The following is a 25,850-nucleotide window of genomic DNA, read 5'->3' on the forward strand; positions in this document are numbered from 1 at the left end:
GTGCCAATCACGCATCGAAATGACCGAAGGGCAAACTGTGCTCGAGGCCGCACTCCAGGCGAATGTGCCGTTTCCCCATAGCTGTCGGTCCGGTCGGTGCGGCGCATGCAAGTCCCAACTCCTCTCGGGCGAGGTGATGATGCTGCAGCATTCGCCATTCGCGCTCGACGCTTCGGAGAGGACGGCTGGCAACATCCTGGCCTGCCGCGCCGTGCCGCTGACGGACGTTGCCGTCGCCTGGCGCAATGAACAGGTCGTCGTCGGTGCGCAGGCCCGGATCGTCGCGCTCCATACCATGGCGCCCGATATCTATCGGCTGGTCCTACGCCCCGATGAACCGATTGCCTTTTCACCCGGTCAGTTTTTCGAAATCGAACTGGCGCCCGGCATCACCCGCAGCTACTCGGTAGCCAGCGAGCAAGGGGCACTCGATCTGGAGTTCCACATTCGCGCCATAGCCGGTGGACGCGCTTCCGGCATTCTTGTTAGGGAGCGTGAGCTGGGCGACGTTGTCCGCGTTTCCGGGCCGTTCGGAACTGCCATTGGCGATGACCAGGCCTCGGGACCAATCCTTGCGATTGCCGCCTCGACAGGCCACGCACCGGTCCAGTCGATATTGATCTCAAACGACGGCCGGCGCGTGCATCTTGTCTCCTTTGCGCGTCAGCACGACGGCTTCTATCTCAACGGCCTCTTCACCCGCGCGGCCGAGGCGGACACCCGCTTCACCTACCAAGCGATCACGACCGGAGCCGTCGCAAGGGGCAAATCGGCATCGCCTTTGGCAGAGGCGATACACCAGCTCGATTGCAGCTTGCTCTCAGGGCAGGTCTACATCGCCGGGCCGTCGGGCTTTGTTGACGCGGCGGCGGCACTGGTCTCGGCCCGGCACTGCCTCACCGGCGCCATCCTTACCGACAGGTTCGAATTGAGCGCCGCCGCGGCTTCTTGACTGAGGGAGCGAATGGATCGGCGAAAATCATCCGCCGATCCAAATCCTTAGGGACAGCGAAGGTAGCCCATGTAACCGGCCTGCAATTGGTCAGCGATCGCCAGTTCCATGATAACCTCGGGCAAGTCCTGGTCAGTGAGTTCTTCAATCGCCTGGCCGTCTTTGCCCGCAAGGGTGAGGCTAAGGTCGCCCGAAGCAAACGAACCCATATTGTCGCTCCCGATCCGCACGACATCGCCAGACAACTTCAGCGCCGCGAAGGTGCCCGCATCACCAGGTCCGATTGCCAGCGCCGGTTTGCTGTCTTCTGTGTACAGGAAGGTGCACTGTGACCCGGCGGGCAGGGCCGCTGAGATCTCTTCCGGGCTCAGAAACTCTGGATCGAGCACAGTAACTTCGGCGCTTGCCAGGGCAGCAGCGATGCTGTCGACCATTGGCGCAGGCGTTGTTGGATTGGCCGGCTGTTTGCCATCTTCGGCGATCGACGCCAGCAAGTACTTCATCTCCGAAATTTCCTTGTCCTGGGCATAAATGATCTCGTCGGCCAGCTTGCGCACCCGGCCGTCTTCGATACCCGCCCGCGACGAGGTCATGATGGCGATGGAGTGGTGCGGAATCATCGCACTCATATAGTCGCTGTCGTCGACCGTGACCTGGCTGCGCACCAGCCAAAGCGACAATCCGAAAACCACAGCCGCACCCGCAAAGATGGCAACGTTGAGCGCCTTGTTCTTATACATGGAGAGCATGAAGGCCAGCATGATGATGGCCATTGCTCCACCCATCACCAATGCCATCCAGGCCCGCGTCTCCGACCAGAAGACGTGGCTGAAGAGATAGGTATTGAGGTACATCAGACCGAACATCACGACGGTTGACGTGGCGATCATCAGGAAAAAGCGGCCGTATTTCATCGGTTCCTCCATCATTGTCCGATGGGAAATGACCTTTCCACGTGGGAAGGTTGCACGACCGCGCAATTTTACTATGTGCCCAGGGAAAAATCGGAACTTCCTGGTCCCCCAGGCACTCATTCATTGTCGAACACTGAGCGTCGACGGCGATTGAAGGAGGGCGCATTATGTCCCAACAGCAAACTGCAGGACCACGGTCCGCTTCTCTCTACCGAATGGTTATGCCGTCCCACATTTGCCCGTACGGCCTGAAGTCGAAGGATCTCCTTGAGCGGGCGGGCTATACGGTGGAGGACCATCACCTCAAATCCAGGGAAGAAACTAACGCGTTCAAGCGCGAACACCAGGTCGAAACTACGCCGCAGACATTTATCAACGGGTCCAGGATTGGTGGTCATGATGATCTACGGCGCTTCCTCGGAAAGCCGGTCGCCGACCCCAACGCCACCAGTTATCGACCGGTCATCGTGTTGTTCGCACTCACGGCCTTCACCGCCGTCGCCGCCAGCTATGCAGCCTATGGAACGCCTTTCGTGGTGCGCACTGTGGAATGGTTCATCAGCTTCTCAATGGTCGCCCTCGCTCTCCTGAAGCTTCAGGATGTCGAACAGTTCAGCACGATGTTTCTCAACTACGACCTGCTTGGGCGGCGATGGGTGCCCTACAGCTATATTTACCCTTATGCCGAGGCCCTTGCCGGGCTCCTGATGATAGCCGGGGCGCTCATCTGGCTCTCGGTTCCTGTTGCGCTCTTCATCGGTACCGTGGGAGCGGCGTCTGTTTACAAGGCGGTCTATATCGACCGGCGTGAACTCAAATGCGCCTGTGTTGGCGGCTCGAGCAATGTGCCACTCGGGTTCGTGTCGCTCACGGAAAATCTGATGATGGTCGCAATGGCTCTATGGATGCTCGTTTCAAGAGCTCTGCTTTCGGCGGCCTAAACAATGGTCCGCTATCTGGCCCGCGCACTCCGGAACAGGACCGACCGCAAACGGCCCCGCTAAAGGCGCTGGCGTGGAATTGTGGGGCAGGGGGCTTCCATAACCCGCCGGGCAGGTGGGCGCCCTCATTTCGGCGGTTCAGGCGAGTTTTTCGGTTGCCTGAAAGCGGTCGGTCAACTCGTGGTTATGACGACGGGGTTCCCAGTGCGCCCCAGGCGCTACACCGTAGTCTAGGCAACGGGCGGATATCGGTAGCAAATCCGTTTCCCAAAAGACAAAGACCCCCTCGGTAGGGCCGGCGAGACAAACTTGCTGGCGCGCAGCCAGGCCTGATGTGTCGGCGCGCCAAGGCCGTGGTGTAGCGGCCCTGGCGCAGATCACTTACGGCAGTGGGGCTTCAGTGCCCGACATGGCGAGGACAGGCTCCGGCAGGCGCAGGCCCTGCACTTCTATCGCGGCCACGGCCGCGTTCAGTTCGTTCAACTCGTCGGCGGTGAACTCGACGCTGGTCGCGCCGACATTCTCGATCATGTGCGCCATTTGCGTCGTGCCCGGAATGGGTACGATCCAGGGCCGCTGGGCCATCAGCCAGGCCAGTGCAATCTGTCCCGGTGCGGCCAGCTTGCGCTCGGCCCAGTCGCGAGCAATCTCGACCATTTGAAGATTGTTGTGCAGGTTTTCTGGCGAGAAGCGGCCCTCGGCGCCGCGGATATCGCCTTCGGCAAACCGGGTGTTTTCATCGATGGCGCCCGTCATGAAGCCAACGCCAAGGGGGCTCCACGGCACGAAACCAATGCCCAGTTCTTCGCAGGTCGCCAGGACCTCATTTTCGGGTCCGCGCCAGAGCATGGAATATTCGCTCTGAACGGCAGCCAGCGGCTGTTCGGCATGGGCGCGGCGCAGCGTATTGAGCCCCATCTCGCACATGCCCCAGTTCAGCACCTTGCCTTCCGCCATCAAGTCCTTGATGGCACCGGCCACTTCCTCGATCGGCACTTCAGGATCGACGCGATGCTGGTACAGCAGGTCAATGCGATCGGTGTTGAGGCGCTTGAGCATGTTGTCGACAACCACTTTGATGTGGTCGGGTCGACTGTTGTAACCCGGCAAGCGCCCACCTGTTTCCTGGTCGATGTTCCAGCCGAACTTGGTTGCGATGACGATGTCATCCCGGAAACCTTCCACCGCCTCACCCAGGATGCGTTCCACTTCCCACGGTCCATAGGCTTCGGCCGCGTCGAAGAAGGTCACGCCCCGTTCATGGGCAGCCCTGATGATGTCGTGCATCTGCGAGCGCGTGGGGATAGTCGTCTGATAGGTCCGGCTCATATTCTGCACACCCAGGCCCACGGCGGACACTTCGAGCGACCCGAGCATGCGGTGTGGAATATCGCCAGCCGCAACGCCACTCGCGGGGGTCGCCGAGGGTGTCTCCGTTTGAGCGTAGGCCGTACCGACCAGAGGAACTGCGGCCAGGGCGCCGGCAGCGGCCAACAGGCCCCGGCGGCTGATGCCGGATGATTCATTGGTAGCCATGTGCATTCTCCATGCTCTGAGGGAAGATCGAACCGCTACCCGGTGGGCAGTCGTTCGCTATCGCCGATCCCGCATGCGCGACGCCCCGGCGTTGATATCGTCGTCGATGGTGTAAGGCCCTTAGCGGCCGGCCATTGCCTTATTTTCGGGCGGATAACGGTCGCCCCGCATTTGGACGCCGGCGAGTGCTGTCTCGATGGCGTTAAGGTCATCGTCGCCCAGTTCGATGTCGGCGGCGCCGATATTCTCTTCCACCCGGTGCAGCTTGGTGGTGCCGGGAATGGGTGCGATCCAGGGCTTCTGCGCAAGCAGCCAGGACAGAGTAACCTGCGCAGCGGTCACCTGCTTGCTTTTGGCAACGGAATTGATGATGTCGACAAAGACCTGGTTGGCCCGGCGGTTTTCCTCGGCGAAGCGCGGCTGCTTGCTCCTGAAATCGTCGGCGCCGAACGTCTGGTCGGCAGAGACGGTGCCGGTCAGGAAGCCCTTGCCCAGGGGCGCGAAGGGGACGAAGCCAATCCCAAGCTCTTCGAGCAGGGGAATGATGTCCTTCTCGGGTTCGCGGTACCACAGGGAATATTCGCTCTGCAGCGCGCTCACCGGCTGCACCGCATGGGCGCGCCGGATGGACTGGGCACCGGCTTCCGACATGCCGAAATGACGAACCTTGCCCGCCGCGATCAGGTCCTTGATTGTGCCGGCAACGTCTTCCACCGGCGTGTCAGGATCGACGCGATGCTGATAGTAGAGGTCGATATAGTCCGTCTGGAGACGCTTGAGCGAGCCTTCGATCACCGTGCGAATATGATCGGGTCTGCTGACCGGCTTGCGGGCAAAGCCGCCACTGCCTTCGATGTCAAAGCCGAACTTGGTCGCTATCACCACCTTGTCACGCATGGGGCGGAGCGCCTCGCCGACAAGTTCCTCATTGGCATAGGGGCCATAGACTTCCGCAGTGTCGAAAAAGGTCATCCCGCAGTCGAAGGCGGCCCGGATCAGCGCTATAGCCTCGCTGCGATCCATCGGGGCGCCAAAGGCGGCGCTCATGCCCATGCAGCCCAGGCCGATGGCAGAGACCTCGAGTCCCTGGCCGAGCGTTCTTTTCTTCATGGTATGCTCCTGACGTTTGATTGGGTGGATGTTCACCGCCTGCGAGGGCGGGTCGAGCCGCAGATGCGGCTCAACCGTCCTGGGTGCCGGGTGATAATCCCGGTCACTCCTCCGGAATGACGCGGCCGAAGTTCTCGAGGGTGATGAACTCGGGCGCCGGGCCACTGCGGACGCCAGTGTCGAGCCCGTCGATCCGGGCCACGTCGTCCAGGGTCAGCTCGAAATCGAAAATGTCGAAATTCTCCGCGATACGGGCAGGCTTGACCGACTTTGGAATGACCGAGCGCCCTTCCTGCAGGTGCCAGCGCAGCATGACCTGCGCCGCTGACTTTCCATGGGCCGCCGCGATGGCGAGGATGACGGGGTCTTCGAGCGTGCTCTTGTCGCCGCCACGGTAGAACGTGATCCCGCCGATGGGGGACCAGGCCTGTGACAGAATGCCATGCTCCCGGTTCATTTTCTGCAGCCGGGGCTGCTGGAAGTAGGGATGGACCTCGATCTGGTTGACCGCAGGCACGACCTTGGCCACGCCGAGGAGCTGTTCCAGGTGCTCGGGCATGAAATTGCTCACCCCGATTGCCCGGACTTTTCCATCGGCAAGCAGCGTTTCGAGAGCACGATACGCTTCCAGCGTACGATCGAAGGCAGAGGGCAGCGCCTGGTGCAGGATCAGTAGATCGATCTGCTCAACACCGAGCTTGCGCGCGCTCTTTTCAAAACTGTGAAGCGTCTCGTCATAGCCATAGTCACTAATCCAGACCTTGGTCTCGATGAACACGTCGTCCCGAGTAAGGCCTGACCGCTTGATCGCGTCGCCGACGCCACGTTCATTGGCATAGGCGGCGGCAGTATCAATGTGCCGGTAGCCGACGCGCAGGGCTTCCTCGACGGCCGTGGTGGTCTCGTCGGGCGGCGTCTGGAAGACACCGTAGCCCAGCGCGGGCATCTCGACGCCATTGTTCAAGGTCAGATTGGGTACTGTCATTTGCGAATGCCCTGATTATTTTGATGACGATACTTGTCGACCCCCGTGCCACCGATGGGTTCGACACGCCTGAGGAATGTCGGGTTTAATTTAGTCCCCGCTGGTGCCCTCGATTAGGTGGCCATGGACGCATGGTCCAATAACCGCTGCTAATGAATTCGGGTGGGCAGTTGCGGCGTTTCGATAAATGCGGGCTGAGGCATGCCAACTCAGTGGCGCGGCTTATGAGGCCTATCGCGGACCGGTGGGTACCGCTCACCGGCAGGCACCGTATCCTCGCCCCAGCACGCACTGGAGAGGCACATGTCGAGTAAGAGAACTATGAGTGCCGGGCTCAAGCGCGGGAGCCGTCTGACCGTGGCCGGATGGGTGACTACTCTTGGCCTGTCGGCGGCCCTTCCAGCAGCGGCAGAAACCGGCCCTTGAAACAGCATTGTCCAGGCCGATGCTGCTCTGCCGGCAGAGAGCGGGTTTTCCGTGGATATGCGTCTCGGCGATGTTATCGAACACCCTGACTTCCAGGGCTTCGGCGAACATCTGCTGCCCCGGCCCGGCCGGCTCTCCGATGGGGAGGTGACGCTCGATCGGATCGGCGACCTTCTGCCCTATCACAGTAACGTTCGCCCCCAGGAACTGGTCCAGGCGTTCGATCGGCTGGCGGGGGACGTGCGCGCAGGTGAGCAGGTCTTCTATTCGATCTACACTCCCGACGAGATCGCGGCCGATCCCGACAAGGCCGCTACCGGTATTTTCCTGCTGCGCGGGGAGCCGGATGCATCATTCGCCATTATCGCGCCGGGTGGGGGCTTTTCCTATGTGGGCACCGTCCATGAGGGACTGCCCTATGCCACCGCAATCAGTGCTGCGGGACTGAATGCATTCGTCGTGCGCTATAGAGTCGGGCTGGGGCAACAGGCCGCCACAGAGGATATGGCCCGTGCCATTTCGTTCACCTTCGAGCACGCCAATGAACTGGGGGTGAGCCCATCCAACTATTCAGTCTGGGGCAGCTCCGCTGGCGCGCGCATGGCTGCGCTTATCGGCACCCACGGCCCTTTCGCATTCGGTGGCGATGACCTGCCCAAGCCCTCCGCGGTGATCATGGCCTATACCAGCCACGCCGATATCGGCCAGTCAGAACCACCTACCTTTGTCATCATGGGCGGACGCGATGGCATTGCGCCGCCCTCGAATATGGAGCGGCGTGTGGCGCTGCTGCGCGGCATGGATACGCCGGTCGAGTTCCGGATCGTGGCGGGTGTCGGCCATGGTTTCGGCACCGGCCTCGGCACTACCGCCGAGGGCTGGATCAGCGATGCCGTGACCTTCTGGCAGGCCCACGCTTCACAAGCACAGAATGAAAATTAGGTTCGGGCCGGTGCACCGCGGAAAGCCTGGAGGCCCGTGGCGAGCGAGTGGCCGATGACGACGAAGAGCCCCACGATCGCGGCGTAACGGATGAAGAAACCGCCGGCGTCGATGGTGAAATCCCACATATCGAGTGCCGGAATGGCCAGCAGCTTTTCGGGCAGCAGCATGACCAGGGAGCTTTGCACCCCATAAATGGCAATCACCAGCGCCAGAACCCGGGCGATCATGGTGCCGGCGGCCGTTGAAACGACTGGGGCGGCTTTCTGAACCACGGCCAGGACGCGGGACCAGTGCAGCCCCAGATGCAGGCCCATGGCGACCAGCGCCCAATAGGCCACGATCACATGGGCTTCGCGGGCGGCATAGCCGATATTGATGGGCAGGGCCGCAAAGAGGCTTTGCGAGACCAGGATGCTGGTGACCACCAAGGATAACATGAGCAGCAGGATGAAGGCGTTCACCACCGTTGAATAGGTCCGTCGAACTGTCCACTTGCCCTTGCCAAGGGCTGAGTACCAGCGCAGCACCGCGACATTGTGCAAGATCAGCAGGACCAGGAAGAGCGTGCCGACCACTTCATGAAACAGGTTGCCCTGCCACCAATAGACCAGTCCAAGCACGAACAGGATCGCAGCGGTGATCGCAACTGCGATCCGTGTCGAGGGCCGCGTGGTCATCGGGGCTCAAGAGTGTCGTTGTAGAGGAACTGATATTCGGTCTCGCCACGCGACTGATGACAGCCCATGCAGCGCGCGGCATTTTCCGCCAGGTTAATCGACTGGTCCGGGTGGAAGGCCTGGAATTGCCAGTCCTCGGTTCGATTGTCGTAATCGGCACCCCAGCCGGCGCCTTTCTGCATGACAAAGTAACGGAATACTTCGCCGCCGCGGTAATCCACCAGCACGACATGCGTACCGTCCGGCATCGGTTCACCGGCACGCACCGCTGCCAGGGCCTCCGGGGTCGTGAGCATGTGCTCGGTCACCTCGCCACGATTGACCGTGGTGTAGTGCTCAAGGGCATCAAGGTCGGGAAACGTCACCCTGTTGGGCTCCGCGAGTGCGGGCAATGTGTCGAGGGCCAAAAGACCGGTGAGCAGGCAGGCGCCCAGTGCCAGGTTGAGACGGAGTTTCATGGGACCTCTTCGACATGCCATTTATCGGGTGTCTGGTCTCAACCTGCCCGTTTACGGGGTGGGTCGCTCCTGGACAGTCCGACAATAGGCCGTCGCGGCGATCGGCATTACCCGCCATGTCGCGCATGAGCCGATAAGGAAAGCCACTGAATAGCAGTTTATGCGCCCGGCGACACTGCCGCGGTCGGGCCACGGTATCGCAACGCATCGACGAAGGCAGAGAAGGCGAGCGAATGGTGCCGGCGGTTTGGGTAGTAGAGATGGTAACCCGTGAAGGTCGGGCTCCAGTCTTCGAGCACCCGGATCAACCGACCATTGTCGATGTATTTCTGCACCTGGTCCACGGGCATATAGGCGAGGCCGATGCCATCCAGAACCGACGACAGGCGCATGGCGATGTTGTTGTAGACGGCCTGTCCTTCGACCCTCACCTTAATCTCCTGCCCGTCCTTCTCGAACTCCCAGGAGAACAGGTTGCCGAGGGTGGGCAGGCGGATGTTGATGCAATTGTGGGACGTAAGGTCTTCCGGACGCGACGGGGCGGGATAGCGCGCGAGATAACCGGGCGTGCCGACCACCGCCATGGTGATGTCGGGTCCGACGCGCACCGCGATCATATCGCGGGCAATCTGGGCTCCCAGCCTCACGCCGGCATCGTAGCGCTCCGCGACAATATCGGTGAGGCCATAGTCCACGATGATCTCGACATGCACATCGGGGTTGGCCAGCAGGAATTTCGGCATCGCCGGTTGCAGCACCGAAATGGCCGGATGCTCGCCCGCGGTGATCCGAATATTGCCGGAGGGCCGGTCCTTCATTTCGGCCAGCGCGGTCAGCTCGCCCTGAATTTCCTCGAAGTGCGGTTCTAGAGTCTGGAGCAGGCGCTCGCCCGCTTCAGTCGGCGATACGCTTCGGGTGGTTCGTGTCAGAAGCCGAATATCAAGCCGGGCCTCGAGCCCGCGAATGGTTTGACTGAGCGAGGACTGGGATACGCCGAGTTTGGCAGCTGCCCGCGTAAAGCTTTGCTCGCGCGCCACAGCGACAAAGGCCGCCAGGTCATTGAAGTTCGGCAGAGCCATTGATTAGTCCCGCTAATTTCTGCCCCTTAGCTCTTATCGGCGGGCCGATAAATGCGAAAGTCGCATTCGCGTGATGACCACGCCGCGGCTTGCGTGAGTGCGGGTCTCGATGGAAGGCGGTTGCCGCTGGTGGCCGTGGTCGTGACCGCGCTTGAGACCTGTTCCGCAAGGCTCCGTCTGCGATCTCCCAAGCTAACCAATTGTCCGGTTTTTGCGATGGACGGACCAGAGCCGACATTCCGCAACCGGCCCCGTTTTGGTCATTGGCCAACCGCGTGGAAGGGCAGGGCAGGGGCCGTAAGCTGAGGGTCAGCTTTCGGCTTTCAGGCCGAAGAAGCGGCCCTGAAAAGGAACGGTGCGTGATGGCCGGTCGGAAGGCTATAGTAGCTCACTGCCTTTATCTTACAGTTATTGCTGCGAGAACTTGGAAGATTCAGGTATCGATTCACCCGCTGTGGGGGATGATATGAGAATTGCTAGCCTAAGGATCGAGAATTTCCGTGGCATCCGAGAAGGCCTTGTACATTTTGCTGACCATGCAGTCCTGATCGGCGCCAATAACGCTGGGAAAACAACTGTGCTGGAGGCGATGGCGCTTCTGTTCGGGCGCGATCGAATGGTACGTTCCCTTACCGAGCACGACTTCTTCGGCAGCGACCCACAACCGGAGAACCGCATTCGCTTGGTCGCCACGGTGATCGGCTTCGAGGGTGATGATCCCGCCCAACACCTCGACTGGTTCCGAGATGGGAGAGGGATACCGAAGTGGTGGAATCCTGACACTTCGGAAGTGCATCCGCAGCGTACCAACCCCAATTGGCAGCTCGCGTGCCAAGTCGCCTTCGTCGCTCGCTTCGACCGCCCGTCCCTTGAAGTGGAGACCGCTCGATACTTCCATGATGATGATACCGTGGGCGACGTATTCACCGACGAAGCGATCACACCATTCCCTGCCCAATTGATCCGGGACATCGGCCTGTTCTTGGTGCCGGCCTCAAGGACTTGGGACCGCACGCTATCGTTCGGATCGGAGCTGTTTCGTCGTGTGGTGGCCACTGGCGGTGGGCAGCCGTCGGCATCGGTTCTACAAGAGCGGGACCGTCTTCGAAACCCTGACGCCAAGCTCGAGGAGGACGCCAATCTCTCTCCGATCGTCGCCCGCTTGAACGACGAGTTGAAGGGGTTCCTCCACACGTCCCCTGCGCTCCGCCTGCGAGTCACTCCGACCGACAGCGATGGCTTACTAGAGGCTGTGGTGCCGCATTATGCCCAAGGGAACGACACGGTCGCTCTCCCTGCTCGCCGCCATGGCAGCGGTTTGCTTTCCTTACAGCACCTGATGCTGCTCCTGCAATTCGGCCGCATGCGAAGCGAGGCGCACAAAGGTTTCTGGATGGCGCTGGAGGAGCCGGAACTTCACGTACCACCGGCTCTCCAGCGTCGACTGGTAAATCGTATCCAGGCATTGTCCTCCCAGACGTTCGTCACCACACACTCTCCCATCGTCGCGGCCCTGGCCGACCCGAAGGGCGTCTCCGTCCTGCGCAACGATAGCGGCGTTCTTTCCTCAGTGCCGTTGCTGAGATCGACGCTGCCGGCGGCAACGCCGAACAGCGTCCGCAAGCTCTTCCAAGTCAATCGTGTTGAGACGATCGCAGCGCTCATGCACCAATACGTGTTGATCCCAGAGGGACGCACCGATTTCGAATGGCTGGGACTGCTGGTCCGGGCTGTCGATCTGCATCAAGGCTGGGCGCTGGCCGAAGACCGCACCTTCGACTCCTTCGTGGGCGTGGTTCCCACCCATGACGGCGCCGTGGTTGCCAGCGCACAGGCATTGTCGCCGTTGCATCCGCGCCTCGCTGCGCTGGTGGACGGCGACCCGGCCGGTGTTGGCTATTCCAACGCGTTGGTCGAAATTGGAATATCCGACGCCTTCACCATCATCAGATGGCCGGACGGATGGACCATGGAGGACGTCATCGGCTGGATTGTCGATGCCGACGCGAACGCCTGCCTCGGAGCCATCTTGATTCTTCCAGCGGCGACGTCGGTCGCGCAATTGGTCTCTCGCCTGAAGTCGGAGGATCGAAGCGCCGGCGGCATCAAGAAGGACACGTCCTCATATGAGGCAATCATCGACGCCATCGGGGCGAGCGCTCTATGTCGAACCAGGGCCGCGACCTTGCTCAATGGCCTCACCGCCGCCTTGCGGGGTGAGGCAAATCCTCTTTTCGTTGCCGACCCTGCCCAGCCCTCCATCAAAGTGTTCCAGCCTTGACTCTCACGGCGCTCGAAGGCGCAGCCGGCTGCGGCAAGACCTTCAGGTTGATGGAGTTGCTGGCGGAGAGAATTGTCGCCACGCCTTTGAAGGAGGGCCAGCGCGTGCTCGCCCTGACCTTCATGCATGGCGCCAGGCGACGACTTGTCGACCGCCTCGCCAAAGTTGCCGGCCTGAGGGGAAGAGTAGACTGCAGTACGATCGACGGGTTTGCATGGCGGTTGGTACGGCGCTGGCGTGGGCTCGCTTTGACGCTGGGCATCCCCAACCTGACCGAAGAGCAATTCGATCAGGTGTGCAATGCCGCTGGTCTCTTACTAGAGCAGCCAGCAGTCAGTTCTTGGGTCGCCAAGAGCTTCCCAGTCATACTGGTTGACGAGGGCCAAGACCTCCATTCACAGAGACTCAGAATGCTCACTGCCCTTGCGGAGACGACCGATCTCCTGGTGGCGGCCGACGAATTCCAATGCCTCGATGCTGCCCTCAATCCGAACCCATTTGTCGGCTGGATACAGGCTGCAACGCAACCGCAGGTTCTCACTCAGGTCTATCGCACGAACGTGGCCGGGTTGCTGAACGCTGCGACAGCCATTCGAGGTGGGCAGGCGCCTGTGGACGCAGGCCAGCATTTCAGGGTCATGGTTGGTCAGAGCGTACCACTAGCCGCCACCATGATGTCCAATGCGATCGGTTGGCATCCTGGAACGAATGATATCGCCATCATCACGCCTTCGAGGACAGGAGGATTCGCCCAGCAGGTCGTGGATCGCGTCGGCACCACCACGTCCAATCAAGGGAACGGGCCGTACCCGATTGCCTGGGAAGGGTCCGATAGTGATGAGACGCACGCCATCACTGCCACGCTAGATATGGACACGGAGGCCTCAGGAGCCACAGCTCTTGCGGCTTTGCATCTCTTGCCCCGGATCGGGCCAGTTCAACAGACGATGATATGGGTAAATAGGCAGGTTCACGCTGCCGGTCGGACAGATTTTACACGCGTCGAGATCGAAACGATGATCGGACGTTTCGTGACAATGCAGCGCCAGTATGGCGGCAACCAATCAAGTCGCTTCACCGCAATGACCGTTCATCAGGCCAAGAACAGGGAATTCGACGGCGTGGTCGTGGTATGGCCTCACACCGTCGCGGGGAGCGCCGAACAAAAGAGACGTCTGCTTTACAACGCAGTCACCAGAGCCCGGAAATGGTGCAACGTGATCGTGCAGGGCCAGAATATTCGAAACGCGCCTCCGTTCCTCTAGTGAGGTGCTGCGGGATGTCGTGACGAATACGTACTATATGTGAAGCTTGGAGACGCAAGCTTCAATTTCCTTGTATCGAGCATCGGCTGCTAGACCTTCACTACGCGATAAGTGAAGGTTATCGCGTCGTGTCGCCGTCCTATCGTGTGGCGAATGTGAACCACATCGTTCGCAGCATGTCTGGAACCTTGGCTCCCGGCATCGGTTGGGCAAAGTCCAGGTCGATCTCACCATACGGGCGGCAGCCGGACCGGGAGGTCCAGGCTTAGGTGCGGGCGGTGTGGGATTGGCGACGAGGTCTTCATTGAGATCGAGACTCACGGCGTCGGCGATCAGCAGTGCCCTTGAGAGCGAGATGCCGTCAATCTCGCCGCGCACAATACGGGTGCGAACGACCGTCAGCAAGGGGCGGTCGGAGACGATGATGTCTCGGAATAGGCCACTTTGTGAACAGCCGACATCAGTTGATCGCGGAATTTCCGCTCTCGATGACTGCGATGCTTGTCCGGCTGTATTGGGTACATCTTTAGAACTCAGGCGCGATTCGACAAGTGTGCAATGAAATCGTGCTACGAATCGATGAAAATATCAAGCAGTGGCTAACAAATCCGTAAAAGGTGATGGATCGATAAAGCAGTCATGTTTTACTGAACGCTGTTCAATAAAACCTATGCGACAAAAAATTGTCGAATAGAAACTTACAGAGACTATACGATTTCTTATTGCGGATTTCGAGATACCAGGTGATCCTATGCGTGGCGCTGGAAACGCCGACTGACATCGACACCACGGACGAACAATGAATATCTCACCCCTTGCTGCGCTGAACCGGCCGACAAGCCGGGCAGGGCAGGGACAGCCATCATGGCGCGACCCGGCGAACCGCTCGCTTGAACAGCTCAAGATCCTCGCCACGCATCGCTATACGAATCCCAAGTTGGTGACGGCGTGGGCGCTGACGGACGACGAGATTAAGCAGATCTACGTCGACAACAATGCCAAGGTGATCGCGAACTGGGGCGTCGAGCCGGACGGGCCGTACTCTCATCTCTATACTGTCCAGCACCTAGGCGGTGCCTGCCTGCACCATGGCTGGTCAATCTTGCCGCAGGATCGACCGGGAACGTGGGGTGCTCCAGACGGCGGCGAGGCCCGCAAGCCGTCGCGCATTCCGTATTCGTACGAGTCGAAGGGCGGGTCGAAGGTCTTCTGGGAGCAATTCTATCCGGCGAAATGGCGCGATCGGCTCATGACCTTGCGCCAGTTCGTGCAGCTCCACGAACTGCTCGAGGCGAACCTTGCAATTCAGTGCTGCGCCGCCAGCGGCAACGCCAGAGCTTGGGACATCGACTGCCGTACGCCGGAAGTGGCCGAGGCCATCAAGCAACTTGCATTCAAGCATCTTGGCGCCACGCCATTCGTCCGCATCGGCAGCGCCCCAAAGCTCATGCTCATCTATCGAGTAGAGGGTGAGGAGGATCTGGCGCTGAAGAAGGAAACGATGGTTCTCGGCGATGCCGATGGCAATCCGGACCTCGACGACGAAGGGAAGCCGCTTAATATCGTCGAATATCTTGGCGAAGGCGCGATCATTACTGCTTACGGCGTGCACCACAAGACAGGCCGCGACTTCGACTGGTCGACTGGAACTTTGCATCCTGCAGCCGCGGGGCCCGAGCATGCGCCCATTGTCACCAAGGCGATGATGAGGGACTTCGTGAATGCCGTCCAGGCACTTCGCCCCATCATCAAGACCAGAGCCGGCGCCTCGTCGAATCCATTCGGTGGCAAGGCGACGATCACCGATTTCAGCGAGAAGAGAGACCATCACGGCAGGCGCCTGTGGATTCCCAGCGCTGGCAGTGGCGACTGGACGGTGGACGAGAATGGCAACGTCGTCGATGGCGCAGAGCAGTGGCTGACGGATCAGGTCTGGGCGGCATGTGGGGCGAATGCCCACGACCTCGACCGTCTAGGGGTTCAAAACATAGAAGAGGGATTGATTTCCCTCGCGAAGCGCAAGCTCCTCAGCGTGCGTCGCGAGAACAAAGCCCTCAGCTCGGAGTCGGCGGTCGAGCGGGCCGTTGTCACCAAGCTCAAGCGTGCGGTCGAGAAGTGGAAAGCGTCCATCGCCAGCTTCGAGCGCGGCGATGGCTATCACAAGGCCACCGTGCCTTGGAAGGTCGCATCGGATGGCCGACGCCCGACACCCCAGCGCGTTCGATCTGAACGCCCGGAGGACGGGTCGCTGGACTGGCTGCCGGTGGACACATGCCCCGTTGCGGCATTCTCCGACATCCAGCCGCGGGCGAAGACTACCATCGTCAAGAAGAAGGCCGAGGAGGTTTTTCGCGACTATGCGGCTAGGGCCCTGATCGATACGCAGGCGCAGCGCAAGGCCACAGGCGATGTCGTGTCGTCGGGCGTTCGTGGTCACATCGGTGCCTGGCTGATGGAATCGGTCTCGGTCTACCTGCAGCAGGAGACGAAGGAGCCTCAAGCGCCGTGGGTGCTGCGCGCCCCTACCGGTGCCGGCAAGACCGTTTCGGTCATCGTTTCACTGGCTGACTTCTGTCATGAGCACCCGCGCCAGCCGGGCGACGGCCCCATATTGCTGGTGCTGCCGACCCACGCCAATGCCGACGAAGCCATCGCCATGGCCGAGCGCAACGGCATGATCGTGCCCGGCATGACCGAAGCAGAGGTCGTCGAGCTCATCGCCGAGGGGAAGAAGGCCGGCGTCAAGATCGCCCGCTTCCGCGGGCGCGAGGCCAGCGGCTGCCAGCGCAGCGCGGAGATGCGAGCACTGTCGGACAAGGGCATTCGCTCGACTGGTCTGTGCGAAGCACGCGTCGAGGATGGCGATGCCCGTGACGCCCGCGAATCTTGGAAAGAAGGCAAGAAGCTGCCTTACAAGACTATTCAGTGCCCGTTCCGCGAGCGTGGTGAGTGCGAGTACTATCGGCAATTCAACGAACTGGAGACGGCCGACGTCGTCATCGTCGCCCATGCATACCTCACGCTGAATTCGCTGCCGAAGGAGCTCAAGAATCCCCGGGCTGTAATCATCGACGAGAGCACCACCTATCAGCTCCTGCAGCAGACGCGGTTCCCAGTCTCCACGCTGAACGCACCCCGTCAGAAGCCCTACGTGACGAAGCTCGACCGCAAGCTCAACCCCGGCGCCAGCGACGAACAGATCGCGGAATCGATGGTGCAGGACCGCGAAGAGCTTTGTGGCATCGTCACGAAATGGCTTCTCGACGGTCTCGATGTCGCCGCCGAGCTGATGAAGCACGACCGGTGCTATACGCTGCTGATGTCGGCGATCTCTGTCTGCGATCGCAGCCACATGCTCGACCGCAAGGTGCGCCCCGACCTGACCGCCATGCAGGTGGTCACGCTTTCCGAGGAGCCAGTGGGCCGTCATCTCATCGCCGAGATCCGCTTCTGGAAGACTGTCCGCGAGCGCATCGAATGGACGCGCGCCGGCACAGCCAAGGGCAAGCGCGATGCCAGGTGGCAAATGGTCATGGACTGGGAGACGAAGGAGACCGAGGAGGGCAAGCGCGTCGAGTGGACGCCCCATGTGCGCCTGAGCTGGCGCCGCGGTCCGAATTGGTCGGGCATTCCCATGTTGCTCCTCGACGCCAGCGCCAACGGGCGCATCATAGAAAAGACCTTCGGGTACAAGCCCGAGGTCCGCGACGTCGCCGCGCCGTTGCATGTGAGGTGCGTGGCAATGATCGAGCGCACCTGGGCGAACTCGGCCTTCGTCCCACGGCCCGATTCCGCGCCCGACGAGATCAAAGCCATCGCGCAGACGATTTCCGAAGCCCGCCGCCTCATCACCACCACGGCTGTCCTCTACGGTCATGGCCGCGTCCTTGTCGGCACCACCATCGCCGTTCGCGAGGTCCTGACCGGCGGCGGCTGGGTGCCGCCACCAAACATCGATTTCGTGCACTACGGCGCATTGCGCGGTCTCGACTTCGCCAAGGGCCATGTCGCGGCGATCAGCATCGGTCGCTCCGAGCAGCCAATCTCGATCGTTGATGGCTATGTCGCTGCACTGACATTCGACGACGACGAGCCCGAAGAGCCCTACGACGCCCTCGGCACCGGTATCACGCAAGAGGGCAAGGTGCTCTTCCGCAAGCAAGGGTGGCGCACGATCGCCATGCGATCCGGGCAGGACGTCGAGCATCTTGTGCCGGAGATGCCCAAGCGAGAGGAGCGCTGGCCCGATGGCCAACTGAAGGCCACGCACCGTATGTGGGCCACGGAGCTTGAGGAGTCTTGGCGCGAGGAAGAGATCCGGCAATTCGTGGGTCGCTTGCGCCCGGTGTATCGCGGCGTCGACGATGATCTACCGCCACCTGTTTGGCTGGCTGTCGGCAAGATCCTGCCCGCGGGCATAGTCGTCGACGAGCTTGTTGAGATGCAGTCGATGATCAAGATCTCGCCGATGGCAGAGCTTGTTCGTCTCGGCGGCGGGGTGCTGGCTGACAATGTCACCCCGCGCATTCCGGGGTCACAGGATATCCTGCAGGGAAGCGATCTAGAAACGATGATCAAGGCGACACTGCCCAGCGACAAGCGCTTCCTAGAGCGGTTCGCCGGTGCGTTCCAAAGCGTGGGTTATGAGCTTGCATCCGCACCTGGTCGCCGGCGCCGCGCGCTGATACTGGCGGGCTGGATCGACGGCGATCCTGTTGACGCCTGGCTTGCGCTGAGCGAGCGTCACGGCGAACTGCCTCAAGATCTCGTCGAGAAACCAGCACGGCTGGCGGCACCGGTTGCGAAGCGGAAGCCAGCCGACAAGCGCGACGTCAATCGCGACGATCAAGCTGCGCTCGAGGCTGAGGTCAGCAGGCTGCATCGCGAGATGGATGCCGAAATTCCGCGGTCGGAGTTCGAGATCAGGCTAGGTCGCGGAGATTACTTGCCCGGTGCCGCAACTGGCTGATCGGCATTGCCGGATGCATGGGCGCGGGCGAGGCTGCGCTCATGAGGATCGATCTAGACTATGACAGCAGCCAGTTCGCCGCCGAAGCTGCGGCGTACATCGACACGACCGTACGCCCGGCTATTTCGGCAGGGTTGGAGGCCGCCGCAGATAAGGTGCGGCAGGAGTTGACAGCGGAGCTCGAGCGCGATCTCGACATGCCTGTCGACTTCACCAAGCGCGGCATCTGGATCTACAAGTCAGGCACAAGGCAGGACGACATCGAATTCACGGTCTTCGTCCGGTCGATGCAGTCGCAGTACCTCAAGTACCAGATCGACGGCGGTGTTCGTCGCGCCGGCGACTATCAACACCGTATTGCGGCGACTGCCCGGTGGACGGCAGGGGGAAGGTGGGGGACGCCGTTGTATCCAACCATGCCGATATCGATGTCGGGAAATAGGTGAGGGCCAGCGCTGGAAACACTGGCCCTCGAATTCTGCGACTGACGATCGCGGACAGTCAGGAATATACGCTGGGCAGCAGCATGCGACAAGAGGCCCCGCGATCTTCGATATTTCTGTTACCTCCGTGGACGTGTCCTGAGGGAGTAACGGGGCTGTCGTGAATTCCATGTCGGACGCGTCCCAGGATCGACGCTGGCAGGGTCAAACCGCCGCCGATGGGGCACGGGTCGATCTCGCACCTTTCATGCCCGCAAAATTGATCCTAGGCATCGTGGCGGGTGGTCGGCATCGCTGCATGCGACGGCACGAAAGACGGCCAGCGATGTTCTGGCCGCGGCGCCAACGCCTTGAGCAGCGCCGCACGACTGGCATCGGCATCGAAGCCAAGGCGGTCGACGAGAACGCGGTGAGCTGCGCTCAGGATCGCTGACATCGTGATCGCGGGCTCCCCACCAGATCGAGCTGCTTCAATGTTGACACCAGCGCTCGCTGCGTAGCTGACCGCCTCGACGATGGCGTTGTGCACCTGGGCGCTGTTGGGAATGCCGGCGGCAGCCGCAGCGGCGCGCTGCGCCCGCTTGCGCTCGCGGTCATGGCGACGGATCTCGGCGATTGTGCGTGGCATGTGCTGCCCTCCGATTCGATGAGGCGAAAATGTCCACCGCCGCAGCAAGGCACAACGGCAATGTCCACGGACGTGTCCGGCCACCGGCGGCAGGTGAGCTAAGGCCGTCCCGCTACGCTCATGAAGGGCAGGGTGCTGAGGCAGCAGCGCTAGCGTATCATCGACATAGTCAGCGCAATGCCATCACTTCCCCCGCGTAGCGGGGATCGGCCCATCTTAAAATCAGAATCAACTCGGCTGTCGGCGTAGTGCCCTGCGCCTCGGAGAGGCGCGCTATCATGATGCAACGATAGCCCTGCTCACCCGAGTGCGAATGGTGGCCCAGCGGGCCACCAGAGCCAACGCTGCCCTCGCGCGCGTGCGTGCGTCTGTAAGCTATCTATAAGTAAGATCTCTATATAGCAACCCGAACTTTATGAAACTTCAGCGGCTCTTGCTTATTTCATCGGCTCTGCATATCTTAATAGTGGACGTAAAACGCGGGTAAATGGATATGCCAAGCATCGCCGTCTCTGTGCCTCTTGCCCTTGCCTCAGGCCGCATGCTGACCGGCCTGACCGCGCCGGCTTATCGTGCTGCGCTGGTGCTGATCAGCCGCGCTGGCAACGGCAGCTCATTCAGCATCACGAAGCCCGAGCTCGAGCAGTTGGCCGGCCTGCGCCTCGATAACGCCGACCGCTTACTCGAGCGCCTGCGGTCCTCGACCCTCGCTGTGGACGGCGTCGCTGTCCCGGCATTCGATTCCATCGAATACACACCCGGCGTCCAGAAGCGCCTTGCCGGCATCATCAGCGGGACGATATCGCCGGAATTCATGGACGAGATCAGCCGCCTGCAATGGCGCGGCCAGAAGGTCAGCTTGGACACCGGCGAGCTGGTGAAGCTGACCACTGTGCCTGGCATCCTGCTGTGGCTCAGGCTGGCCATCGAGAGGCAGTCAGGCAGCAACGAGGACTTTCGCCTGCGCCTGACCGACATGGATGCCGTGGCCATCTTTGGCCCCTATGCCCAACGTGCCGCCATCAAGCGCACCACCAAATCCGAAGGGACCTTTCAGTGGACGAGCCTGTCTCGAATCCATGAGCAGCTCATTGCGCCCGCCGTCAAAGACCTTTGGACGGCGATCGATGGGCAAGTCGTCGACGCTCGCCCTGCAGTGCCCGAGAGGGGCAGGGGGCGGGCATGGTCATATGTCGAGATCAGCATGTCCAAGCTGCGAGCAGTGCCGTCGCTGCGCGAGCTGAATGAAGCCATGAAGGCGAAGGCTGAATACGATGAGCGGAAGCACATCGTCACGGATCCGGCAAAGGCCCGTGAGGCCGATGGATAAAATGCCGCCGATGCCCTCCGGACTTCACCAGGAGAATGGTGCTATCACCATCTCAACCAAGGAGGGCGCGCATGCATATCACCGATACCGAAATGGGTCTCGCGATGGGCTTTGCCAGCCGCATCCGGCAGGACCAGCGCGCAGCGCAGGCAGTCGTCGCCGGTCGTGATGCCGAGATCAATCGCCTACGCCGCCGCATCCAGCAGCTTGAGCGCGAGAACGGCCAGCTGATCGCGGAGCGGGCAGGGCGGCATCAGCAGCGCATCGCCGCCTATCTCGCCAAGCACTGATCGCTGATAGCATGGAATCGAAAGGGGCCCGCGAGGGCCCCTTCTCTTATGCGGCGATGAAATCGAGCTTGGCTTCGGTATCGTCCCGCCGCGCTCGCTCCATCCTGACCGATCTCTGGTAGTCAGCCACCGCCGCCGGGTCATGAGCAAGTAGCCCCGGCATTGGACGCTGTCTCCTGATATGAGCCGCCAAAGCCACATCGCTCGCCACGGCGACTCGACACAGCATCGGCCTAGGCAGGGCCATCAGCCATTCCAGATCAGCCTCGCGCAGGCGCTGGACGGCATCGGCCGGGGGATTGCTGCCGGCAGCGAAATGGCTGGCGACGGTCCTCAAGGCGGCGATGTGCTCGGCATCACCGGTGTCAGCCGCTGTGCCTGCCGGATCGACATCCGGCTCCAGCACCGGTGCCGGCATCGCCACCAGCCGGCTGATCCACCGCACCCCATCGAAGAATCGTTCGGTCACGAATCGGGGCAGGGCGGCGAGCATGGCGCGAATCGATCTCAGTATCTGTTTCAGCATCAAAGCCTCCGTTTTCGATGCCGAAAGATGGCATCGAGGCCAGCAAGAAACCACCCCTCGCAACTTTGTGATCGGCGCGTGGCAAATCTGCCACACCAGCCCGACAGGCCCTCTCCCATATGAATGTGATCAAAATTGTTGACACCATTTCAGAGCGAAATCAGGACCTTTCCGGCGGTTTCTTCGACATTTGATCAAAATTAACCTTTGAGTTTCTCGAAAGCTAGGCGAGCATCGAATCATGCAGTCAAGACCTGAACCTGTTTTGCACAGCACAGACTGACATCGGAAAGACCACAATGACAAACGCGAAAAATGCGCCTTCAGGCGCCACGGAATCGCTCGCCTTGGAAAAGGCTGCAGCCGACCTCATCACCATTCACAGGGACGCGCTGCAGTGCGCGATCGAGCTGCTGGAAGAAGGCATGCGCCAGCAATTCGGGTGGCAGACCAAAGAGACTGCGCCCATGACGCTTGCGAAGTTGCTCTTCCGCGCCAGCCGCCGCCCCGACGTCGAGTATCCGGGACTCGGCGACATCATCGACGCCTACGACATGATGACCACGATCGCGGCCACGCCAGCGGTCAACGACAGCTCTCCAGAAGGCATCGCCCGGCTGCGCCTGGCATCGAGGAGGGCACGCTGATGGAAAAGATCACCAAGGCCTTCCTTGCCGACCGCATCGCCGCCGGTGCCACCCACAAAGATCTCGTCGGCATCACCGGCCTCGGCCGGAGGCAAGTGTATGACCTGCTGGCCCACCATGGGCTCAGTTACGGCCGTCGTGGCGCGGCGCGCAAGTTGCCGCCTCTCGCCGAGATCGTGCGCCGCATCGAAGCTGGCGAGCATCCCCGCGACATTGCCGCCGAGTCCGGTGTCACTACTTCTGCAGTCCACGTCGCAGTGAAGAAAAAGGGCCTCTCCGTCGCCGACATCCGCGAAGGGCGCCATCTCAAGCGTACTCGCCGACCGGGCCGGTGCGGCTTCCCGGATTACGTCTTTGGCCTGCGGCCCGGCCACGGCCTCGGGGGCTCGAAATGATGGCGCCTGCCACCCTTGTTGACGAGCCGTATTGGGTAGCCCGGCACAACGCCGGCGACCGTTCGATGGCCCTCGGCCTCTTTCGCCTGCGCGAAATCGACCAGGCGAAAGAGGCCGAGGGCGTCGATCGCATGATCCACGACTGGCTCGGCGAGCTCGCCGCCAGCGATCATACGCCGGAATTGAACCGCGTCGACCGCGCTGCGACCGAGCTCGACCGCGCATGGAAAGGAGCCAACTGATGGCCCTCACTCGCGACCAGATCGAAGAGCTGCGGCTCGAAATGAAGCGCCCCGATCACCGCAGCATGGCCGAAGTCGCGATAGACCTCGGCACAACCAAGGGCGTTATCGCCGGGGCTTTTGCCCGCGCCGGCATCAAGATCGGCGGCAATGACGTCCGCGCCCGTCTCGAAGGCCAGCGCGACCGGATCGAAGCCTTGGCAGCGATGAATGTCAGTGCCTGGGGGATCGCCCGGGAACTGGGCTGCAACGATGGCACCATCCGGTCTTTCTGCGATCGGCACGGCATCGCACTGCATGTGCGGGTGCCCCAGCCGCGGCCGAAGGACAAAGCCATTCGCGAATCCATGAAGGGTCTGTTCGGCAAGCAGCGCCCTCTGAGCCAGCGTGATCGCGACGAGATGCGCCGCTTGGCTGATGAAGCCATCGCCGCCGGCAGGATCACCCGCTGCCCGCCGGGGCACGCGATCGGCACCAAGACCTTTTTCCGCGAGGAGTATGCGTGATGCAGACCGTTCTCGATCTCGGCGACCGTCCGCGTCGCACTTTCATCCCCCGCACCCCCGAGGAGATCCGCACCGAGGCGCAGGACATGCTCGATACTTGGGGTGCCTTCGTCGCCGACAAGAAGAGGGTCCGCGGCCTCGTCGCCATCGAGCGCCCCCTGACCGCCCATGAGGGCCGGCAGCTTTCCGCATTGATCCGCAAGACCAAGATCAAGCTGATCGAAATGGACGCGCTCAAGGTCGAGGGCGGTGTCGATTGGCCGGCGCATCATGTCGAGCATGTCATTCGCACCATGACGCGCCTCGACGGAGATCGCGCTGAGGCCCTCAATGGCCTCGGCTGGGGGCCTGAGGTCTCCTCGAAAGGGCATTGGTGCGCGGCGATGCTCAGTATTGATCGTGACCGTGCGATCTCTGTTGGTCGGCTGTTCGTCGAGCACTACCGCAACCAGACCGAGCGCCTCGCCGATTACTACCCGCTGCCAGTGGATTGGGAGTTCATGAAATGAGCTTTCTCCGCAAACTTCTCCGTCTGCCGCCGAAGCAGGTTTCTGCTGCCGATCAGATCGGCCTCGAAATCTTGAACAACTGGCAAGAAGTTCGGGTCGTCAGGATCGGCAAGGAATACTTCTTCTCGGAGCGAAAGTACGTCGAGATCGAATTCCGAGGCGGAACCTTCTTGTTCATGCCTGTTGAAACATACGGCGTCTCCGTCCAACGCCCTCCCGCTGCTCAGAACATGTCCGGCAGGATCGCTGGTCGTATCCGCGAGCGCGTGCTGAATGAGCGCCACATCGAAGATCAGGCGGTCATCGATGCTAGTGCGAAAGCGCTGCTGGCTAAGCTGCGCGGCGGTGCCCAATGACCCGGCCCAACATCATCATCACCGCCGCCTATATCGCCGTCGCCGGCATGCTCATCGCCAGCGCCTTCTGCTTCGGCATCGGCAACACCGCCATCGGTGTCCTTGTCGCCAGCGCCATCGTGGCTTGGAGCCGTTCCACATGACCGGCATCGCCCCCCGTATCGCCGCGGCGGCGGGGCTGATCACAGCGGCGATGTTCGTCACAGCTATCGTCCTAGGAGGGACACCATGAATTCTCGTAACCACATCGCCATTCGCCGCCGCGCTGACGGCAGCTACGATCTCGGAAAGCACGATGAGCGCTGGAACGAGATCCGCAGCCGGCTCTTCGACGTTAACCCGATGCACAGGGGCGAGTTCTGCGGTTCCGTGATGCGCGCCGTGTGGATGTGCATCTTCGATGAGCCGCACTTGCTCGATCAGCGCGCCGGCATCCGTATCCACGACGATCGCGGCTACGTCCGTCCGCTATCACACCTGATCCTCGACCTCGTCCGGTTGGCCCAGCAGCCCATGACGCCCGGGCGGGCCTACTATCTCATCCGCGAGATCCTTGGCAGCGACAACCTTGGCGACCGCATCATGTCTGCCGCCAACACCAGGGGCCTGCTGTTCGAGCAGCAGTTCGGCAATGAGGAGGCAGCGTGATGGCTATGATCTTCCTCGCCGGCAAACCGCTTCATGCCCACGATGTCCTGACGGTCCTCGACTTTGCCTCGCGCCGCGGCCACGACCGCTATGACCTTGGTGCGTGTGCGGATGCCATCCGCAACCGCGAGATCCTCGCTGGATTCGGCGACCGCCGCGAGCGCACCAGTTCCGAGTTGATCGCGCATATGTCCGAGCAGCATCCTGATTGGAGCGAGCAATTCTGCGCGCTGCGCGTTGGCGAAAGCCTCGGATGGGCGCTGGAGCATGGCATCGTCGAGCGCGTCCTCGGGGGCCAAATCTGGCGGCTGCTGGAAACGGAGCGCCAGTTCGAAATCATCGGCGGGCACCGGAATGAGCGGTCACTTCGTGTCCGGGGGCATGTCGACGAAGGCGAAGCCCTTGTCGCCGCCAAGCTCTGGAAGGGAGGGTTGGGCAGGCGAGAGCGCGCCCGGCTGCGCGAGATCGCTGAGTTCGGTCCGCAGATTAAGGTCCTGCTCGATGCGATCGTCGATCGCGCCCCGGAGACCAAGCTGAGCGGCAGGCTGGAGAAGTTCGCCATCGCCGGGTTCGACGACGTCGGGTCTTGCCAGCAGTTGATCCTCGACTGCATCGACGCGATGGAAGCGAACGAGCCCTACACGACGACGATGGCGCTCAAGAACACGTGGGCCACCGTTCGCCACATGCCGAAGTCCACCATTCTGGCCCCGGCCGATATCACCGCTCTGGAAGGCTTCGCGATATGACAGAGTTAACGGCTGTTAATCTCGATTTCGAAACCGCTCGCCT

27 protein-coding genes are annotated in these 25,850 nt (G+C 61.4%); 18 read left to right on the forward strand and 9 right to left on the reverse strand.

Annotation, left to right across the window (positions count from 1 at the left end; all coding sequences use genetic code 11):
* The first annotated feature begins 19 nt into the window (after positions 1-19).
* Positions 20-952: a 2Fe-2S iron-sulfur cluster-binding protein gene (locus tag K1X15_RS07475; protein WP_240549744.1), complete on the forward strand. Its 933-nt coding sequence runs from the start codon at positions 20-22 to the stop codon at positions 950-952.
* 47 nt (positions 953-999) lie between these two features.
* Here K1X15_RS07475 and K1X15_RS07480 read toward each other — a convergent pair whose 3' ends face one another.
* Positions 1,000-1,866, reverse strand: coding sequence for a DUF6692 family protein (locus tag K1X15_RS07480; protein WP_220306848.1), 867 nt, complete (start codon positions 1,864-1,866; stop codon positions 1,000-1,002).
* Positions 1,867-2,033: 167 nt separating this feature from the next.
* Between K1X15_RS07480 and K1X15_RS07485 the strand changes: the two genes are divergently transcribed.
* Positions 2,034-2,807, forward strand: a complete 774-nt coding sequence (locus K1X15_RS07485; protein WP_220306849.1) for a glutaredoxin family protein — start codon at positions 2,034-2,036, stop codon at positions 2,805-2,807.
* 381 nt (positions 2,808-3,188) lie between these two features.
* Here the strand turns inward: K1X15_RS07485 and K1X15_RS07490 are convergent, their stop codons facing one another.
* The 3 genes from K1X15_RS07490 to K1X15_RS07500 all read right to left on the reverse strand — a co-directional run bounded on the left by K1X15_RS07490 (position 3,189) and on the right by K1X15_RS07500 (position 6,438).
* A complete protein-coding gene (locus K1X15_RS07490) occupies positions 3,189-4,343 on the reverse strand; it encodes an aldo/keto reductase (protein WP_220306850.1) in 1,155 nt (384 codons plus the stop codon).
* A 120-nt stretch (positions 4,344-4,463) separates the two neighbouring features.
* Positions 4,464-5,453 (reverse strand): aldo/keto reductase, encoded by a 990-nt coding sequence (locus tag K1X15_RS07495; RefSeq protein ID WP_220306851.1) that lies wholly within the window; start codon positions 5,451-5,453, stop codon positions 4,464-4,466.
* A 103-nt stretch (positions 5,454-5,556) separates the two neighbouring features.
* Positions 5,557-6,438, reverse strand: coding sequence for an aldo/keto reductase (locus K1X15_RS07500; RefSeq protein ID WP_220306852.1), 882 nt, complete (start codon positions 6,436-6,438; stop codon positions 5,557-5,559).
* 483 nt (positions 6,439-6,921) lie between these two features.
* On the opposite strand from K1X15_RS07500, the gene K1X15_RS07505 reads away from it, so the two are divergent.
* On the forward strand, positions 6,922-7,806 hold the full coding sequence (locus tag K1X15_RS07505) for an alpha/beta hydrolase (protein ID WP_220307469.1): 885 nt from the start codon (positions 6,922-6,924) through the stop codon (positions 7,804-7,806).
* Here K1X15_RS07505 and K1X15_RS07510 read toward each other — a convergent pair.
* From K1X15_RS07510 to K1X15_RS07520, 3 genes are all read right to left on the reverse strand, one after another.
* Positions 7,803-8,486: a DUF4405 domain-containing protein gene (locus K1X15_RS07510; RefSeq protein ID WP_220306853.1), complete on the reverse strand. Its 684-nt coding sequence runs from the start codon at positions 8,484-8,486 to the stop codon at positions 7,803-7,805. The two genes, K1X15_RS07505 and K1X15_RS07510, sit on opposite strands and share 4 nt — an antisense overlap.
* Positions 8,483-8,944 carry a cytochrome P460 family protein gene (locus K1X15_RS07515; RefSeq protein WP_220306854.1) on the reverse strand — a complete coding sequence of 154 codons (462 nt, stop codon included), beginning with the start codon at positions 8,942-8,944 and terminating at the stop codon, positions 8,483-8,485. The genes K1X15_RS07510 and K1X15_RS07515 overlap by 4 nt, the downstream gene beginning before the upstream one ends.
* A 158-nt stretch (positions 8,945-9,102) precedes the next feature.
* Positions 9,103-10,023 carry a LysR family transcriptional regulator gene (locus K1X15_RS07520; protein WP_220306855.1) on the reverse strand — a complete coding sequence of 307 codons (921 nt, stop codon included), beginning with the start codon at positions 10,021-10,023 and terminating at the stop codon, positions 9,103-9,105.
* Between the two features lie 466 nt (positions 10,024-10,489).
* Between K1X15_RS07520 and K1X15_RS07525 the strand changes: the two genes are divergently transcribed.
* From K1X15_RS07525 to K1X15_RS07540, 4 genes are all read left to right on the forward strand, one after another.
* The gene (locus K1X15_RS07525) at positions 10,490-12,304 is read left to right on the forward strand and encodes an ATP-dependent nuclease (RefSeq protein WP_220306856.1); all 1,815 of its coding nucleotides are present in this window, start codon (positions 10,490-10,492) and stop codon (positions 12,302-12,304) included.
* Positions 12,301-13,569, forward strand: a complete 1,269-nt coding sequence (locus K1X15_RS07530; protein WP_220306857.1) for an ATP-binding domain-containing protein — start codon at positions 12,301-12,303, stop codon at positions 13,567-13,569. The genes K1X15_RS07525 and K1X15_RS07530 overlap by 4 nt, the downstream gene beginning before the upstream one ends.
* A gap of 799 nt (positions 13,570-14,368) precedes the next feature.
* Positions 14,369-18,538, forward strand: coding sequence for a hypothetical protein (locus K1X15_RS07535; protein ID WP_220306858.1), 4,170 nt, complete (start codon positions 14,369-14,371; stop codon positions 18,536-18,538).
* Positions 18,539-18,579: 41 nt separating this feature from the next.
* Positions 18,580-18,984 (forward strand): hypothetical protein, encoded by a 405-nt coding sequence (locus K1X15_RS07540; protein ID WP_220306859.1) that lies wholly within the window; start codon positions 18,580-18,582, stop codon positions 18,982-18,984.
* Between the two features lie 262 nt (positions 18,985-19,246).
* Here K1X15_RS07540 and K1X15_RS07545 read toward each other — a convergent pair whose 3' ends face one another.
* Positions 19,247-19,609: a hypothetical protein gene (locus tag K1X15_RS07545; protein ID WP_220306860.1), complete on the reverse strand. Its 363-nt coding sequence runs from the start codon at positions 19,607-19,609 to the stop codon at positions 19,247-19,249.
* A gap of 493 nt (positions 19,610-20,102) precedes the next feature.
* Here K1X15_RS07545 and K1X15_RS07550 point away from each other — a divergent pair, with 493 nt between their 5' ends.
* Both K1X15_RS07550 and K1X15_RS07555 read left to right on the forward strand, forming a co-directional pair.
* Positions 20,103-20,939 (forward strand): hypothetical protein, encoded by an 837-nt coding sequence (locus tag K1X15_RS07550; RefSeq protein WP_220306861.1) that lies wholly within the window; start codon positions 20,103-20,105, stop codon positions 20,937-20,939.
* Between the two features lie 71 nt (positions 20,940-21,010).
* Positions 21,011-21,229 (forward strand): hypothetical protein, encoded by a 219-nt coding sequence (locus tag K1X15_RS07555; protein ID WP_220306862.1) that lies wholly within the window; start codon positions 21,011-21,013, stop codon positions 21,227-21,229.
* Between the two features lie 46 nt (positions 21,230-21,275).
* Here the strand turns inward: K1X15_RS07555 and K1X15_RS07560 are convergent, their stop codons facing one another.
* Positions 21,276-21,755 carry a hypothetical protein gene (locus K1X15_RS07560; protein ID WP_220306863.1) on the reverse strand — a complete coding sequence of 160 codons (480 nt, stop codon included), beginning with the start codon at positions 21,753-21,755 and terminating at the stop codon, positions 21,276-21,278.
* 299 nt (positions 21,756-22,054) lie between these two features.
* Here K1X15_RS07560 and K1X15_RS07565 point away from each other — a divergent pair, with 299 nt between their 5' ends.
* From K1X15_RS07565 to K1X15_RS07605, 9 genes are all read left to right on the forward strand, one after another.
* On the forward strand, positions 22,055-22,402 hold the full coding sequence (locus tag K1X15_RS07565) for a hypothetical protein (RefSeq protein WP_220306864.1): 348 nt from the start codon (positions 22,055-22,057) through the stop codon (positions 22,400-22,402).
* A complete protein-coding gene (locus tag K1X15_RS07570; RefSeq protein WP_220306865.1) occupies positions 22,402-22,797 on the forward strand; it encodes a hypothetical protein in 396 nt (131 codons plus the stop codon). Before K1X15_RS07565 ends, K1X15_RS07570 begins: the two co-directional genes overlap by 1 nt.
* Positions 22,794-23,039, forward strand: coding sequence for a hypothetical protein (locus K1X15_RS07575; RefSeq protein ID WP_220306866.1), 246 nt, complete (start codon positions 22,794-22,796; stop codon positions 23,037-23,039). Before K1X15_RS07570 ends, K1X15_RS07575 begins: the two co-directional genes overlap by 4 nt.
* On the forward strand, positions 23,039-23,545 hold the full coding sequence (locus tag K1X15_RS07580; protein WP_220306867.1) for a hypothetical protein: 507 nt from the start codon (positions 23,039-23,041) through the stop codon (positions 23,543-23,545). Before K1X15_RS07575 ends, K1X15_RS07580 begins: the two co-directional genes overlap by 1 nt.
* The gene (locus K1X15_RS07585; protein ID WP_220306868.1) at positions 23,545-24,054 is read left to right on the forward strand and encodes a hypothetical protein; all 510 of its coding nucleotides are present in this window, start codon (positions 23,545-23,547) and stop codon (positions 24,052-24,054) included. Before K1X15_RS07580 ends, K1X15_RS07585 begins: the two co-directional genes overlap by 1 nt.
* Positions 24,051-24,410, forward strand: coding sequence for a hypothetical protein (locus K1X15_RS07590; RefSeq protein WP_220306869.1), 360 nt, complete (start codon positions 24,051-24,053; stop codon positions 24,408-24,410). Before K1X15_RS07585 ends, K1X15_RS07590 begins: the two co-directional genes overlap by 4 nt.
* Positions 24,407-24,553, forward strand: a complete 147-nt coding sequence (locus tag K1X15_RS07595) for a hypothetical protein (protein ID WP_220306870.1) — start codon at positions 24,407-24,409, stop codon at positions 24,551-24,553. The genes K1X15_RS07590 and K1X15_RS07595 overlap by 4 nt, the downstream gene beginning before the upstream one ends.
* Before the next feature lie 85 nt (positions 24,554-24,638).
* On the forward strand, positions 24,639-25,058 hold the full coding sequence (locus K1X15_RS07600; protein WP_220306871.1) for a hypothetical protein: 420 nt from the start codon (positions 24,639-24,641) through the stop codon (positions 25,056-25,058).
* Entirely contained in the window at positions 25,058-25,807 is a 750-nt protein-coding gene (locus K1X15_RS07605) for a hypothetical protein (protein WP_220306872.1), read from the forward strand. The genes K1X15_RS07600 and K1X15_RS07605 overlap by 1 nt, the downstream gene beginning before the upstream one ends.
* Positions 25,808-25,850: the final 43 nt, after the last annotated feature.

Source organism: Devosia salina (assembly GCF_019504385.1).
Lineage (GTDB): Bacteria > Pseudomonadota > Alphaproteobacteria > Rhizobiales > Devosiaceae > Devosia > Devosia salina.